Origin of the sequence: Mucilaginibacter xinganensis, assembly GCF_002257585.1 — a bacterium.
Classification (GTDB): domain Bacteria; phylum Bacteroidota; class Bacteroidia; order Sphingobacteriales; family Sphingobacteriaceae; genus Mucilaginibacter; species Mucilaginibacter xinganensis.
On the sequence record NZ_CP022743.1, the window covers coordinates 3,826,322 to 3,839,775 of the forward strand.

Sequence of the window (13,454 nt, forward strand, 5' to 3'; positions counted from 1 at the left end):
CTCCTTCACTGCACCTTCCAAATTGGAACTTAGATTAATGAGCAGCCCCCCAAGTGCTGCGCTTACCGGATTCCCATAACACAATCGATCTTCTGATCAATATAAATACTAACTATTGATAATGAGCGATGTAAGGATTGATGATGGTATTGTCTATATCAGCAACAATTGACTTTATCTTATCATCAAGCGCATTCACCGCGTCATCCAGCAATTCCAGGTACTCGCGCGGAGCCTCATAATTTTCTCCTTTTATCAGGCCCATCAAGCCCATAATAGAGGTGAGCGGTGCCCTGAACTCATGTGCCTGGATATGGGCTATTTTTAACAACGATTTATTCTGCTCAACTATTTTCTGCTCTTTAAGCTTTCGTTCGGTTACATTACGGATCAGGTACGATACCCCGATAATTTCATCATCATCATTCCTCGCAGCTTCAAAAGCAGCTTCCCACCAGATGGTGCCAATATCGTCGTAATCTGTCGATCCTTCTTCAAACGATTTGCTTCCCTCCAGCGCTTCATTGTAACGGGTTAAAAAGGTGCTTACAAAGGCAGGGTGCAGGTATTTAACAAACTGGTCGTCCCGTTGCAGCACAGCGTTATGAACCCGGCTGATAAAAGCCACCGCGGTTTTATTAAAATCAATCACTTCGCCGCTTTTCCCAAGTAATACATGAAAGTTGTTGGAGCTTTCAAAAAAAGAGCGGAGGCGGATAGACGCATCGTTGTTAAATTGTTTTTGTTCTTCCAGCTCCAGCTGCTTTTTTTGCAGTTCATAAACGCGCGACTTAAGCTCGAGTACCTTCATGGTCTGACTGGCGAGTATCTTTAAAACCAGTTGCTGGTGATCATCAAGCGCCTTGGGTGCCACATCATAAACTGCAAGCACCCCAAAACTTTGCCCGTCCCGCATAACCAGAGGTACGCCGGCAAAAAAACGGATCCCCAGCCCATCCGATACGTTGGCATTATTTACAAAACGCTCATCGGCCAGGGTATCACTAACCATCATTAATCCATCCTGCGCCAGTAAACTGGCACATAAGCTGTTTTCAGCCGAAATCTGGAGCAGATCGATACCTTTTCTAACTTTTAAATGTAAAGTTTCGTTATACTGTAGTATAATCAATGCGTAAGGCGAGTAAGTTACAGCAGAAGCAAGCTCAACAATTTCCGATAATTCGGGATCACTTTCAAGATCAGACTCTATAAAACGGGCAACCTCAGGTAAAGCTTTTTCTTCAACAATCATCTAGTTAGGGTAGTTTTCCGTGACAACAGCATATTAAATGTCAAATTGCCATTTAATGGGTATACGTTACAACACATAATTTGGTTTAGTGTTTAATAAAGTAATCCAACAAAATGACAATAATTATAGAAAGCTAGCTGCAAGTACATTCAGGTTTTCCTAAATCAACTACACTGACCGCCTTATTGATAAGTTTACCACTAATAAAAAAGTAACAAGATAAATTTATAAACCTCATTTACAAGTATTTAAAAGAAAAATGAAAAATAAACAGAACTATGTATTGCATATTACTGTACTAAACATATATCTTTGTTACATATTATTAAAAAAGCACTCCGAACAGGAATAACACCATTAACTTAAAACTGTCAATAACATCATTAATCCTAAACTCAACAAAATGAAAACAAGCTTTTTTATAGCCGCGGCCTGCCTGGTTACACTCAGCCTTTTTATAGGCTGGGCAAAATTTACCCGAAACAACGATGACATCACTATCGCAGTGGCCGAAACAGATGATGCCTACACCTACACAGCTTCATTTAGCGAAGCTGCTACCGGCAGGGTACAGGATTACATTAACCACAGCATCAGGCCCAACTCCCTCTTCCGTTCATCGCATGACTACTTTGATGTGAACACTACCCTGGCCGATCAAACCAATTTTTATGTAAAGGAGTCGCCGGGCGAATTGCGCATAAGAATAAATAAGCACAAAAACTCCACTGCATCCTACCTGCGCATTAAAAATATGTGCAATGGCATCAGCAATGTCTTAAAAGGGAAGTAACTAACACAACAGAAAAATCAGCTAAAAACTTAAACCAACAACTAACCATAAATCATGAAAAAGATAATTTTAACACTTGGGCTCCTGGCAGCCATAGGCACAGCAAGCTTTGCACAATGCGACAAAAGTGTTGTGCTTAATTCATCAAAAACAGATCACTTAGATGAAGCCGGCGCAGTTACCCGCACGGTTGACGAAACAGCACAAATTAATATAACCAAAACCACGGTTGATATCAACGTAAATGAAGGCCATAAAATGACCGGCACAATTGTAGAAAATACATGTAACTGGATCGCCCCTTTTAAAGAAGGCAAAAGTGTTATGCATTTAAAAATGAGCAATGAAAATGGCGAAGAGAAAAAAGTAACTATTACCATTGAGGGCAAGGGTGGCAAGATTACCCTTCTGTTTGAAATGGAAGGCGAACCCGGCGACAGGGTGCGCGTTTACATTGATAAGTTTGAGGAAAAGGCATAAACCACTGTAATTAATGTATAAAGCACAATGAAAAAGATAATTTTAACCCTTGGGCTGCTGGTAGCCATAGGCACAGCAACCTTTGCACAATGCGACAAAAGTGTTGTGCTCAACTCATCAAAAACGGATCACCTGGATGCTGACGGCAAACTTACCCGCAGCGAAGATGAAAGCGCAATGATCGAGATCAGTAAAACAACCGTTGACGTATCTATTAACGGCGAGCATAAAATTGCCGGCATTATTAAATCAACCACCTGCGACTGGAAAGTGCCCTTTAAAGAAGGGAAAACCGTTATCAAAGCCTCGACAGACCGCGACGGACAGGAAAAAACCTTCACCATGACGATTGAAGGCAAAGACGGAAAAGTAACCCTTTACTTTGAAATGGAAGGCGAGCCAAATGATAAAGTAAGAGTAGGGATAGATAAGTTTGTAGCCAAGGCCTGATGGCCGGCAACCAGCAACTCCCTAAAAATAGAAATGTCGGGCTGTAACCAGCACGACATTTCTATTTTAGTATATTTTAGTATAACTCACTCAAGTTTTTACGGTTTTTATTGAACCAGCAACTTAGCTGTAAATTTCCCTTCAGTAATAGTTCCTGTTCTGCTGTCGGGCGTATTTCCTGTAAAATCAAAGGTTCCGGACACCATATCGCTGGTGAACGATGTTATCACAACCTTGCCGCTTAACCCAATGTAAGTATCATCAAAATTAGTTGTGTTTGAATAGGTAGCAATTACATCACCATTCGCAACGTCAAAAGTTCCTGTTTTGATATTGTTAATCATTAATGACACTCCTGAATTACCGAATTTGCCCATAACCTGCAGCGTGCTTTCGCTTTTGATATAATCGGCCAATACAACACTTGATGTTTTGGCCACACCGTTAAGCTTCAGCGAGATTCCCACGGAATTTTGCGGGTTGGTATTGCTTTTTTTGCATGAGGCTGCAACCAAAGCCAAAAATACTGTTAACAGCAGTATTGATTTAAGGTTATTTAATTTGTGATACATGCTGCAATATATAAATAGAATTTAATTTATTATTAAAACCCATCTTCAAATCTGAAATAAAAATTCCCGCTACGAAATAAACAGATATTTTGCACAACCCTTAAACTTTAGCACGCGAGCGGATTATAAGGAAAGGAAATTTATTAATGCAAAATCTTAAACACCAGCTCTTTCATCAAACCGCCGTGGCCGGTGTTTGAATCCACCCCCTTGCTTTTCAGGTCGTACTCGCGCAGGTAGCTGATGATCTGCATGGTTTTGGCGTAGTTGTAACTGCGTGCAGCCTGCTCATAGTCTTTTATAAAATATGGGCTGATGCCCAGTTCGCGCGCCAAATTCTGGGGCGATTTATCCTTAACATAATGGTAAGTAAGCACCTTGCTGAAATAATTGTTCAAATTGCCTAAAACCAGTACTATCGGATTGGCCTTTGGATTTGCCTCAAAATAATTAATGATCTGGTTGGCCTTTAAAGCATCCTTGCGGCCCAGCGCTGCCTGCAGCTCAAATACATTGTATTCTTTACTAATGCCAATATTATCGTGAATATGTTTTAGGGTGATCTCCTGCCCTGCCTGTACGTTCAGCATAAGCTTCTCCAGTTCGTTCGAGATCTTCGACAGGTCGTTACCTAAATATTCAGAAAGCATCAGCGATGCCTGCTGGTTGATCTTGTACCCTTTATCAGCTATAAAACCTTCAATCCATGCAGGGATCTTACTGTCATACAACGCTGCCGATTCAAAGATAAGCCCGTTTTTTTCAATGGCTTTATAGGTTTTTTTGCGCTTATCAAACTTACCATACTTATAACAAAAAACCAGGATGGTGCTTGGCAGCGGGTTTTCCAGGTAGCTTAATAAAGGGTTCATTCCCTTTTTATCAGTATCGTCACTACCCCACTTCATATCCTGCGCCTCTTTTACCAGCACAACCTGGTAATCGGCCATCATGGGGTACCGTTTTGAAGCATTAAGCACGGTCATAATGTCGGTATCTTTCCCGTATAAAACTGTTTGATTAAAGCCCTTTTCCGCTTCCGAAAGGAGTTTACGCTCCACATACTCACCCACAAGGTCAATAAAATAAGGCTCTTCGCCGTGCAGCAGGTACAGCGGTTTAAACTTTTTATTCTTAAGATCTTTTATAATATCGGTCGCCGTCATTTTCAGTGCGCAAATTAAGTATTTTTGGTGAGTGGTGAGTGCTGAATAGTTGAAATACTATAGTTAACCAGTCCTTCCCGCGTTCAACCACTCACCTCATCAGCCACTCACTAATCACAATTAAACATTAGGTTAACACCCATAAATTCTTCATTTTCGCATCATGGATCTGTTGCTGTCGCTTAACCTCCCACCCTATCCTTTTAAAATAACCAACCTGAACGGCCAGTTAACGTTGTTCGATATAATCAGGAAAAGGGAAATCGTCATCACCCCCGAAGAATGGGTGCGTCAGCATTTTGTACAATACCTCATCAACCAAAAAAAATACCCAAAATCACTTATAAAGCTCGAAGGCGGCCATAAACTGCATGGCATGGCCAAACGTACAGACGTTGTGGTTTACAATTCAGCCGGCGAGAAAATATTATTGGTAGAGTGTAAGGCACCGTCAGTAACAATTGATCAAAAAACGTTCGATCAGGTTGCCCGGTACAATATGGTTCACAAAGTAAACCTGCTTGCTGTCAGCAACGGGCTGCAACACTACTTTTGCCGCATTGATTTTAACACCCGCAATTATCAATTTATTAACGAATTACCCTTTTATAATGAGCTGTGAGCAGCAAAAGAAAAAACAAGGTTTTGTACCTTTTCCATTAACTCTTCGGGCTTAAACGGCTTTGAAACATAATCGTTCATTCCCGCCTTAAAAATCTGCTCCTCAATATCCGGTAACGTAGTCGCTGAAAGTGCTATAATGGGTACTTTTGCTTTTTCAGCATTCGGCAGTTTCCTTATCGCCATAGCGGCATCAAATCCGTTCATCACCGGCATCTGCAGATCCATCAAAATAATGTCGAAGCTGCCCTTCTCATAAACAGCCACCACCGATTCCCCGTTTTCAGCTATCACCGGCAATATTTTCCATTTCGAGAGCAATTTTTTCATCAGCAATACATTTACAGGGTTATCTTCGGCAATCAGCACCTTAAGCGTATTTAAAGCCTCTGTATTTTGCAACAACGGATGTTTTTCACCAATCTCAGCAATACTTGCCGATGATTTGCCAAAATCCATTCTGAATGAAAACTCCGACCCCTCGCCTATCTTGCTCGATACCGCAATATGTGCACCCTGTAATTCGAGCAAGCGCTTTACAATGGCCAGCCCCATCCCTGTTCCCCCATATTGACGGGTATTGGTTATAGACTCCTGCGTAAATGGCTCAAAAATAAATTGAAGGTTGTTTTTATCAATCCCAATACCAGTATCCCTTACTATAAAGGATATACTCATTTTATTGTCGCGATCCTCATTGCAAAAAGCTTTAACATATACATTACCCTGCCTGGTAAATTTTATAGCGTTACTCACCAGGTTCAATAATATCTGTGTTAAGCGTGTGGGGTCGCCCAGCAGCACCCTGTCATTCAGTATCGGATCTATTTTTAGCTCAAACGTAATTCCTTTATCCTCTGCCTTTCGCTGTTGTGCCCCGCAAATATTTTGCAACAGGTCAACAAGGTTAAATTTCACCTGCTCAAATATTACTTTACCGGCTTCTATTTTATTAAAATCCAGCACATCGTTTACTATAGACTGCAGGTTATTTGCAGATGATTTAAGTACCTTAAGATTCTCCTTTTGATCATCTCTCGGATGGGCCATAATCATCAGGTTACTCATCCCCACAATGGCGTTCAGTGGCGTGCGGATCTCGTGCGACATGGTTGCCAAAAACTCTGATTTGATTTGCGACGATTTTTCGGCTTTATCAATTGCCAGTTCTAATTCACTGTTCAGTATGGTTTGGCGTTGGCTGGTTTGCTCCAGTTGTCTTATATTTTTAAAAAATGCGGTGTAAAAGTGGCTGTGGATAAAAACAATAATTATAAAATTAGCAAACATGCTAATGATAATAGTTGCCTGATCAATATTTTCAGGTCTGAAGGCAATAAAGTAACTTTCGTTATAGTCCAAAACATAAAACACCATTACCGGGATAATATTCAGCAGCGAATAAAACAATCCCCAGCCATGCCCCAGCATATAATAGCTGAATATAACCACCAGCAATATCATTTGTATGGTTATAATATCAACCTTTTGTATCACAACAAATACGTTGCTCAAATTAATGAAAGTGGCTATAAACAATAAGATATGGGAGATTTGACGCCATTGCGGCTTATAGGTAAGGTATTTAAATAAAACTACCACACCCAACAGCGTAAAGCCCGAAGTAGCGGTAAGCAGACGAAGGTGTTGAAGATAAACGCTGAAAAATAAACCGGCAACTGCGGCAAATACTATAAAAAAACCAAAGTAAAGTAAACGGATCCTCGCCTGTATAAGAATTGACTGATCTTCCGAAATTATGTTCCGGATAGAAAAGTTAAAAAAACCTGCGTTCTTACTCATTGAATATCGGCACTTACTTGTTAAAGTTAATTTAATAATAAGTTATAAAAGGGGGCGGTAAAAATTTATACCCCCTGCTCATCATAAATTTATCGCAAGTACCAATACAACTAACAAGCCAAAGCCGAAAGCCCTTCTTCAATGATCTTTAATTTAGCCTCCGAATCGGCTTTCTTCTTCAGTTCTACTTCAATAACCTCCGGTTTCGCATTGGCCATAAAGCGCTCATTTCCTAACTTTGAGTTAACTGCCTTTAAAAATCCAAGCAGATAATCCTTTTCTTTTTGCAGTTTTGCACACTCCTCAACAGGATCAATTGTTTCACTCAATGGAACGTAAAACTCATCAGTTGAGATCATAAAGCCTGCAGCCTGGGGCACTTTGTCAGTAACCAGGTCAAATGTACCGATATTGCCAAGTTTCGTAATAATTAATTCGTACTGCTTGTAATCGACCCCCGAGTTTGCTTTTACAGAAAGTTCCAGCTTTTCTTTCGGTGATATTTGTTTTGAGTTACGAATATTCCTAACCTGTGTAATAATCTGCTTTACAATTTCAATATCATCCAAAAGGCGTGTATTATATTGCCCATATTTTGGTAATTGGGCAACAATGCAGCAATCCAGTTCAGCCCTTGCGCCAAACAGTTCATCATGCCATAGCTCCTCGGTAATAAAGGGCATAAACGGGTGCAGAATCCTTAAAATATTTTCAAAAAAAGCAACGGTGCTGGTATAAGTTTCCCTGTCAATGGGATGCTGGTAAACCGGCTTTATCATTTCAAGGTACCAGGCACAAAAGTCGTCCCATACCAGTTTATAGGTAGCCATTAATGCCTCTGAAAGGCGGAACTGCTCAAAATTGCTTTCAATTTCCGTTAAAGCCTGGTTAAATCTGCTGTCAAACCAATCAATAGCAACCTGGTTTTCGTTCTTTAGGTTCTCATCAACCTCCCATCCTTTGATCAGTTTAAATGCGTTCCAGATCTTGTTGGCAAAATTACGTCCCTGCTCGCAATAGCTTTCGTCAAACATTAAATCGTTACCGGCTGGTGAACACAGCAGCATGCCTACCCTAACGCCATCTGCTCCAAATTTTTCAATCAGACTGAGTGGATCAGGTGAGTTACCCAATGACTTTGACATCTTACGCCCAAGCTTGTCCCTAACTATCCCGGTAAGGTACACGTTTTTAAACGGCGCCTGGCCTCTGAATTCATGTCCCGCCATTATCATCCTGGCTACCCAGAAGAAGAGGATCTCAGGCGCGGTAACCAAATCATTGGTTGGGTAATAATAGTTGATATCTGCATTATTCGGATCCTTAAACCCGTCAAATACCGAAATAGGCCACAACCATGAGGAGAACCAGGTATCAAGTACGTCCTCGTCCTGTTTTAAGTCTTCAGGAGTGAGCGGTAAGCCGTTATTGGTGAGTAGTTTGGCTTCTTCAAAAGCCTCTTCACGGGTTTTTGCAATCACAAACTGCCCGTTTGGTAAATACCACGCGGGGATCTGCTGCCCCCACCAAAGCTGCCGGCTGATGTTCCAGTCCCTTACATTCTCCATCCAATGGCGGTAGGTGTTTACAAATTTATCGGGAATCAGTTTTATCTCGCCTTTTAATACATAATCAAGCGCTGGTTTCGCCATCTCTTCCATTTTGCAAAACCACTGCATGGAAAGCTTAGGTTCAATTACAGCGTCGGTTCGTTCTGAAAACCCTACCTGCGACTTGTACTCTTCAATTTTATCCAGGCAGCCATCAGCTTCCAGCAAAGCGGCTATTTTTTTACGTGCTATAAAACGGTCTTCGCCTACCAGGATCTGTGCCTTTTCGTTAAGCGTTCCGTCATCATTTAAGATATCAATAACCGGCAGGTTATGTTTCTGGCCCAGCTCATAATCATTCAAATCATGCGCAGGCGTTACTTTTAAACAGCCGGTACCAAAATCCATGGTTACGTACTCATCGGTAATGATATTAATTGCCTTATCAATTAACGGAATGCGAACTTGACGGCCATGTAAATTAAGATATCTTGGATCATTTGGATTAACGCAAATTGCTGCGTCAGCCATTATTGTTTCCGGGCGGGTTGTAGCAACAACAACATAGTCTAAATCTTCTCCTTTATGATTTGCTGATTTAGCCGTTTGCGTTCCTAATAACGGATACCTTATATAATATAGCTTCTGATTAACCTCTTTTCTGATAACTTCTTCATCGCTTACCGCAGTTTTCCCCTGCGGGTCCCAGTTCACCATTCTAACGCCGCGGTAAATAAGGCCCTTTTTATAAAAATGAATAAAGGTTTCAATAACCGCATCTGAAAGATCATCTTCCATGGTAAACCGCGTACGGTCCCAATCACAGGATGCGCCCAATTTTTTTAGCTGCTCCAGTATAATACCGCCATATTTCTCTTTCCACTCCCAGGCGTAGGCCAAAAATTCGGTACGGGTAAGGTCCTTTTTGCTGATGCCGCGCTCCTTCAGCATGGCCACTACTTTTGCTTCGGTAGCAATACTGGCGTGGTCAGTACCGGGTACCCAGCAGGCGTTTTTTCCGCTCATTCTTGCACGGCGGATCAGTACATCCTGTATGGTATTGTTCAACATATGCCCCATGTGCAGCACGCCGGTAACATTTGGCGGCGGGATTACTATTGTGTATGGCTCGCGTTCATCAGGTACCGATTTAAAAAAGTCGTGTTTTAACCAGTAACTGTACCATTTTTCTTCGGCTTCCTGGGGCAGGTATGTTTTAGCAATATTCATAAGGGTGCAAATTTAATAATAGTTCATGGTTTTTTCAGTCGATAGTCGATAGTCCAGGGACCGTAGTGAAAAAAAAATAAACTATACCCATGCACTATCGACAATTTTTCCTGCCACAATATTTTTACAATTAAAAAGTTATATCATAAAGCCTCCTCAATTGGTATGAAAACAGTGGCATTACCCCGCTTTTTGCTTGAAATGCTTAAAAGAGCGAAGTCTTCTTTCCTTGTTAAGTGGTTTAACCGCTAACATCCTGTGCTGCCTGTGCTTGCAGGCTTCATCCTGAATTTGTTAACTTTAGTTTTTAGTAACTGATATGAAACAAAACATAAAGAATTTTATGCTGATGGGGATGTTATGCCTGTCATCAGCCGCTTTTGCGCAGGTTGGCATAAAAACAAAGGATAAACCAAAAGCTCCCGACCTTTCCTTAAACCTCAAAAAATATATCGACCCGGCCAATATGGATCTCGCTGTTAAACCCGGTGATGATTTTTTTGAATATGCCGATGGCAACTGGGTAAAAAACAACGCTATCCCGGCCAAAGAAACACGGTGGGGAAGTTTCAGTATTCTTCACCAGGAAAACACTGACAGGCTGCTGGGAATATTAAACAATGTAAGTAAAACGGGGGGACAGCCAAAGGGCAGCCTTAAACAACGTGTTGGCGACTTGTATGCAAGCGGGATGGACAGCCTGGCCATTGAACAGCGCGGCTACGACCCTATAAAACCCGACCTGGAGCGCGTTACAAAAATAACTGACCTTGACGGCGTAATTAAAGAAGCCGTTTATGAACGTAGCAATGGCGTGGGTAGCCCCTTGTTTGGTTTTGGCGTAGGCCAGGATTCCAAACATCCAAACGTAAATATCCTGAGCTTTGGGCAGGGCGGCACCAGCTTACCTGACCGCGACAATTATTTAAAATCGGATGAGCGCACAAAAAAGATCCAGGCTGCCTATAAGCGGTATATTATAACTTTATTTAAGCTGACCGGCACAAGCGATGCAGAGGCGGCAAAAAATGCAGAAACGATATTTACTATTGAAACCGCCATTGCCAAAGCACAGCTAAGCCGGGTTGCCATGCGCGATCCTAATAAAACGTATAACAAATTGTCCGTAAATGATTTCGGCAAGATCACCCCGCATCTTAACTGGGCACAACTGATGCCACTGATGAAAATTAACGGACAGGATACTGTTATCGTCTCGGCACCCGATTATTATAAAGCTTTGGACGCCCAGTTGGCTGCAACCCCGGTTACCGATTGGAAGGTTTACCTGCAATGGAACGTTTTAAAAGGTTCCGCGTCAGCGCTCAGCTCTCCATTTGTTAATGCAAGTTTTAATTTTAGCAGCGCCTTAAGCGGGCAAAAAGTACAGGCACCACGCGATGAACGCATTTCGGGCCTGGTTGACGGCAGCCTCGGTGAGTTACTGGGACAATTGTATGTAGAAAAATATTTTACGCCAGCAGCCAAACAATATATGGCAAACCTGGTGAATAACCTTAAAGTAACGCTTGGCGAACGCATTCAAAACCTAACCTGGATGAGTGCCGAAACAAAGGCCCGCGCCTTAAAAAAACTGGCAGCATTCACTGTTAAAATAGGCTACCCCGATAAATGGCAGGCTTATGATGGCTTAGTGATTGAAAGGGGCGATTATGCCGGCAACCTGCGCAGGATAGCCCAATGGAGGTATAATTATAACGTTAGCCAATTAGGTAAACCTGTTGACAAAACCCGCTGGGGAATGAGCCCGCCAACGGTTAATGCTTACTACAGCCCGACAAATAACGAAATTGTTTTCCCTGCGGGGATCCTGCAGTTCCCATTTTTTGATTTTGGTGCAGATGACGCTGTAAATTACGGCGGTATCGGCGCGGTGATCGGCCACGAAATGACCCATGGTTTTGACGACCAGGGCCGCCAGTATGATGCAGATGGTACATTACGCGATTGGTGGACAAAAGATGATGCTGACAAGTTTAAATCCCGTGCCGACCAGGTAGTGGCACAATATAAAGGATTTACGGTGGTTGATACCATCCACGTGAATGGCAAACTCACCCTTGGTGAAAACCTGGCCGACCTTGGCGGATTAAACGTGGCTTATGCAGCTTTTAAGAAAACTAAAGAAGGTAAGTCAGATAAAAAAATTGACGGCTTTACACCTGATCAGCGCTTTTTCCTTTCCTGGGCACAGGTTTGGAGGAGCTCGCAACGCCCCGAAGCCGCTGCACAACGCATCCTGACAGACCCGCACTCACCGGAGCAGTACCGCACCATAGCGCCGCTAACAAACATAGATGCATGGTACAAGGCCTTTAAGGTTAAACCGGGCGATAAGTTGTATAAAAAGCCGGAAGACAGGACTAGGGTTTGGTAGGTTTTAAATTCATGCATAAACATAAAGGCCCGCTGTTCAGCGGGCCTTTATGTTTATAACAATACCCACGGTGCATTTGCCCGAGTTTATTTTAAAGCTTTTCTAAAAAATCGCTTCCGCAATTCTCCTGGTAGGTCCGGCGTTGCTCATGGTATAAAAGTGCAATACAGGAACGCCAAAAGCCATCAACTCCTTGCACTGGTTGATCATCCACTCAATACCGGCATCTTTTACATCCTTTTCTGATTTGCAGTCGTGGATCAGGTCGCACAGGTCATCAGGCATATCAATATGGAAGGTTTTTGAAAGGTTGACTAATTGCTTCGAGGTGGTGATGGGTTTTAAACCGGGGATAATAGGTACGTTAATACCGTTAGCCCGGCAGTTGTTCACAAAGTCAAAGTATTTCTGGTTATCAAAAAACATTTGGGTAACAATAAACCCGGCACCCATATCTACCTTTTGTTTAAGGTATTTAAAGTCTGATTTCAGGTTCGGCGCCTCAAAATGCTTTTCGGGATAACCGGCAACACCGATGCAGAAATTTGTTTTCAAATTTTCTCCGCTGTTATCATGCAGGTAGATGCCATTGTTCATATTCACCACCTGGCCCAACAAGTCGGTGGCGTAGCTGTGGCCGTTGGGATTAGGCACAAACGACGCATCCCCCATCCGCGCGTCACCGCGCAGTACCAGCACATTTTCTATCCCTAAAAACTCCAGGTCGATAAGGCCGTTTTCGGTTTCGTCTTTTGTGAAACCGCCGCATAACAGGTGGGGCACGGTATCAACCTTATACTTGTTCATTATAGCTGCACAAATAGCAATAGTGCCCGGGCGCTTGCGGTAGCTCAATTTCTCCAGCAAACCGCTTTCATGCTGTTTGTATATAAAATCCTCGCGCAGCGATGTTACGTCAATAAATGGCGGCTTAAACTCCATTAACGGGTCAATTGCATCATACAGCCCCTGAATGCTGTGGCCCTTTAAAGGCGGTATCAATTCGAAAGAAAAAAGCGTTTTGCCTTTTGCATTAGCAATATGTTCGGTTATCTTCATCGTGATCCTGTTCGGGTCAAATATTTAATAGCGTTTATAATCTTGTCATTTCGAGGAACGAACCAATCGCGAACTAT

The 13,454-nt window shown here is 42.3% G+C and carries 11 protein-coding genes; 5 read left to right on the top strand and 6 right to left on the bottom strand.

All coding sequences use genetic code 11. The features are described 5' to 3' along the window. Positions 1-112 precede the first annotated feature (112 nt). Complete coding sequence (locus MuYL_RS16800) at positions 113-1,255, bottom strand: GAF domain-containing protein (protein ID WP_094571662.1); 1,143 nt, start codon at positions 1,253-1,255, stop codon at positions 113-115. Between the two features lie 403 nt (positions 1,256-1,658). Between MuYL_RS16800 and MuYL_RS16805 the strand changes: the two genes are divergently transcribed. From MuYL_RS16805 to MuYL_RS16815, 3 genes are read left to right on the top strand one after another with little or no spacing between them, the layout of a single operon-like run. Then, positions 1,659-2,048, top strand: coding sequence for a hypothetical protein (locus MuYL_RS16805; RefSeq protein ID WP_094571663.1), 390 nt, complete (start codon positions 1,659-1,661; stop codon positions 2,046-2,048). A gap of 54 nt (positions 2,049-2,102) precedes the next feature. Then, a complete protein-coding gene (locus MuYL_RS16810; RefSeq protein WP_094571664.1) occupies positions 2,103-2,528 on the top strand; it encodes a hypothetical protein in 426 nt (141 codons plus the stop codon). A gap of 27 nt (positions 2,529-2,555) precedes the next feature. Further along, complete coding sequence (locus MuYL_RS16815) at positions 2,556-2,978, top strand: hypothetical protein (protein ID WP_094571665.1); 423 nt, start codon at positions 2,556-2,558, stop codon at positions 2,976-2,978. Between the two features lie 107 nt (positions 2,979-3,085). Here the strand turns inward: MuYL_RS16815 and MuYL_RS16820 are convergent, their stop codons facing one another. Beyond that, on the bottom strand, positions 3,086-3,550 hold the full coding sequence (locus tag MuYL_RS16820; protein WP_094571666.1) for a DUF6252 family protein: 465 nt from the start codon (positions 3,548-3,550) through the stop codon (positions 3,086-3,088). A 143-nt stretch (positions 3,551-3,693) separates the two neighbouring features. After that, entirely contained in the window at positions 3,694-4,716 is a 1,023-nt protein-coding gene (holA, locus tag MuYL_RS16825; protein WP_094571667.1) for a DNA polymerase III subunit delta, read from the bottom strand. 163 nt (positions 4,717-4,879) lie between these two features. Between holA and MuYL_RS16830 the strand changes: the two genes are divergently transcribed. Beyond that, entirely contained in the window at positions 4,880-5,338 is a 459-nt protein-coding gene (locus MuYL_RS16830) for a type I restriction enzyme HsdR N-terminal domain-containing protein (RefSeq protein ID WP_094571668.1), read from the top strand. Here the strand turns inward: MuYL_RS16830 and MuYL_RS16835 are convergent. Beyond that, positions 5,323-7,140 carry an ATP-binding protein gene (locus tag MuYL_RS16835; RefSeq protein WP_094571669.1) on the bottom strand — a complete coding sequence of 606 codons (1,818 nt, stop codon included), beginning with the start codon at positions 7,138-7,140 and terminating at the stop codon, positions 5,323-5,325. The two genes, MuYL_RS16830 and MuYL_RS16835, sit on opposite strands and share 16 nt — an antisense overlap. A 110-nt stretch (positions 7,141-7,250) precedes the next feature. After that, on the bottom strand, positions 7,251-9,920 hold the full coding sequence (locus MuYL_RS16840) for a valine--tRNA ligase (RefSeq protein ID WP_094571670.1): 2,670 nt from the start codon (positions 9,918-9,920) through the stop codon (positions 7,251-7,253). A 319-nt stretch (positions 9,921-10,239) separates the two neighbouring features. Here MuYL_RS16840 and MuYL_RS16845 point away from each other — a divergent pair, with 319 nt between their 5' ends. Then, positions 10,240-12,318, top strand: coding sequence for a M13 family metallopeptidase (locus MuYL_RS16845; protein WP_094571671.1), 2,079 nt, complete (start codon positions 10,240-10,242; stop codon positions 12,316-12,318). Between the two features lie 102 nt (positions 12,319-12,420). Here the strand turns inward: MuYL_RS16845 and metF are convergent, their stop codons facing one another. Continuing rightward, entirely contained in the window at positions 12,421-13,377 is a 957-nt protein-coding gene (metF, locus tag MuYL_RS16850) for a methylenetetrahydrofolate reductase [NAD(P)H] (protein ID WP_094571672.1), read from the bottom strand. Between the last annotated feature and the right edge of the window lie 77 nt (positions 13,378-13,454).

Bases quoted from the DNA above. Each gene is read 5' to 3' on its own strand.
- MuYL_RS16800 (WP_094571662.1), bottom strand. From the start codon at position 1,255: ATGATTGTTGAAGAAAAAGCTTTACCTGAGGTTGCCCGTTTTATAGAG.
- MuYL_RS16805 (WP_094571663.1), top strand. From the start codon at position 1,659: ATGAAAACAAGCTTTTTTATAGCCGCGGCCTGCCTGGTTACACTCAGC.
- MuYL_RS16810 (WP_094571664.1), top strand. From the start codon at position 2,103: ATGAAAAAGATAATTTTAACACTTGGGCTCCTGGCAGCCATAGGCACA.
- MuYL_RS16815 (WP_094571665.1), top strand. From the start codon at position 2,556: ATGAAAAAGATAATTTTAACCCTTGGGCTGCTGGTAGCCATAGGCACA.
- MuYL_RS16820 (WP_094571666.1), bottom strand. From the start codon at position 3,550: ATGTATCACAAATTAAATAACCTTAAATCAATACTGCTGTTAACAGTA.
- holA (WP_094571667.1), bottom strand. From the start codon at position 4,716: ATGACGGCGACCGATATTATAAAAGATCTTAAGAATAAAAAGTTTAAA.
- MuYL_RS16830 (WP_094571668.1), top strand. From the start codon at position 4,880: ATGGATCTGTTGCTGTCGCTTAACCTCCCACCCTATCCTTTTAAAATA.
- MuYL_RS16835 (WP_094571669.1), bottom strand. From the start codon at position 7,140: ATGAGTAAGAACGCAGGTTTTTTTAACTTTTCTATCCGGAACATAATT.
- MuYL_RS16840 (WP_094571670.1), bottom strand. From the start codon at position 9,920: ATGAATATTGCTAAAACATACCTGCCCCAGGAAGCCGAAGAAAAATGG.
- MuYL_RS16845 (WP_094571671.1), top strand. From the start codon at position 10,240: ATGAAACAAAACATAAAGAATTTTATGCTGATGGGGATGTTATGCCTG.
- metF (WP_094571672.1), bottom strand. From the start codon at position 13,377: ATGAAGATAACCGAACATATTGCTAATGCAAAAGGCAAAACGCTTTTT.